Here is a 1,033-nt window from a genome sequence, read left to right on the forward strand (position 1 = left end):
AAATGGCGCAAACTCGACGGCGCAAGCCGCATGCCTGAGATCATCCAGGGGATTGAATTCAAGGACGGGATCAAGCAACTTCAAAAAGCCGCCTAATCACGCCGTCACCAACTTTCGGGCATAGCTCCTAGATGCGAAGGCACCGGCTGTATTGAAGAGCAGCATATGAAGATGGGGCACGGGCGTTCCCCCTTCTTGCCGTATTCTTAAAGCCCATTCGACTACCCAATGATAAAGGTCGAAGCCTTCGCGCCGAAGCCATTTGATGAACACATCAAGCAGGCGCTTAAATTCCTCGGGTGTTTCGGGCGCATCTCTGAGAGTCAAAGTTACAGCAAGGACTGGATAGGCTTTGATTGCGTCAAAATCTACGGATTGCAGAAATCGCTCGTTGTTCCGCATCGCTTGTGGTGACCAACCTGCACAAGCACCCCGGACAGTCGATGTCAAACCGTGGGTAGTCTGTTTGGCTTGATAATCTGTGCGATCTGGTGCTGCGGAGAATCCATGTTTGCGAATAGAGATCATGGGCATGTCGGGCCTGTCTACCTGCTACTGGCGGTGAAATATGTGTCTAATGAATTGAAATATGTGTCTAATGAATCAAGAGAGCGTGGCTTGAAGCTGGCCGCGGACGGACGGCCGCTATGCGACCGCGCCCCGCCCGCCCGCCGCCAGCTTACTGGCGAGCGCGGCGGTCGGGCGGGGCGGCATGCTGTGCATCCGTCGCGCGGCTAGTCCCGGACGCCTTCGCGTTCCTTGGCCTTGATCCACGCGATCACGCTTGCCTTGAAGTAATATGATTTGCGGCCATGCTTACTGACGGGCGGGCCGGAGCCTTCGGCGTGCCAGCGTGTCAAGGTGCGCTCAGACACGTCGAGCAATTCAGCCGCTTGAGCCTTGCTCTGTCAATCCCGGAGCAAAATTGGCCAAGTTCCCGGTGTAAAATTGATCAGCTTGGTCGCGGTTTAGCTGCGCCTTGGCGCGGGTGCTCTCCAGATAGCTGACGTGTGCCAAGGCGCGCAGGCCGCAG

The 1,033-nt window shown here is 56.4% G+C and carries 1 protein-coding gene and 1 pseudogene; both read right to left on the reverse strand.

Features of this window, described 5'->3' with window-relative positions; all coding sequences use genetic code 11:
* Positions 1-96: 96 nt before the first annotated feature.
* Positions 97-534, reverse strand: coding sequence for a rolling circle replication-associated protein (locus ROE7235_RS20035; RefSeq protein ID WP_147434295.1), 438 nt, complete (start codon positions 532-534; stop codon positions 97-99).
* A 200-nt stretch (positions 535-734) separates the two neighbouring features.
* Positions 735-887: pseudogene (locus tag ROE7235_RS21070) on the reverse strand (helix-turn-helix transcriptional regulator); the annotation flags it as partial.
* Between the last annotated feature and the right edge of the window lie 146 nt (positions 888-1,033).

The organism is Roseinatronobacter ekhonensis (genome assembly GCF_900499075.1).
GTDB classification, from domain to species: domain Bacteria; phylum Pseudomonadota; class Alphaproteobacteria; order Rhodobacterales; family Rhodobacteraceae; genus Roseinatronobacter; species Roseinatronobacter ekhonensis.